Origin of the sequence: Bacillus sp. SIMBA_074 (assembly GCF_046534555.1) — a bacterium.
In the GTDB taxonomy this organism is placed as follows: domain Bacteria; phylum Bacillota; class Bacilli; order Bacillales; family Bacillaceae_G; genus Bacillus_A; species Bacillus_A mycoides.
Genome location: NZ_JAWRYM010000202.1, coordinates 1 through 352, shown reverse-complemented (window position 1 = coordinate 352; position 352 = coordinate 1). Strand labels below are relative to the sequence as shown.

1 protein-coding gene is annotated in these 352 nt (G+C 68.5%); it reads left to right on the top strand.

The genetic code is table 11. The features are described 5' to 3' along the window. Window positions 1–28: 28 nt before the first annotated feature. The coding region (locus SB773_RS30500; RefSeq protein WP_410593947.1) for a phage terminase large subunit family protein at window positions 29–352 on the top strand (324 nt) is incomplete at its 3' end.

The window sequence follows — 352 nt, the reverse complement described above, 5'->3', positions numbered from 1 at the left end:
GCTCAGCACGGGCGATGACCCGGTGTAGATGCTCGATGGCCGCACCTCGTCCTTCCCCACGACCTACAAGCGGCAGTACATCAGCCCCCCCGGCATCGCCGGCCTGAGCCGCATCGCCAAGCTGTACGAGAAGAGCGACCAGCGGCGCTACCACGTGCCTTGCCCGCACTGCGGCCACTACCAGGTGCTGACCTGGAGCGGCCTGGTGTGGTCGCCCGATGCCAAGCACGCCTGGTATGCCTGCGCCGAGTGCGGCACCGCGATCGAGGAGCACCACAAGCCGCAGATGATCGCCGCCGGGCGCTGGGTGGCGGGCAATCCGGACTCGCCGATCCGCGGGTACACCATCAAC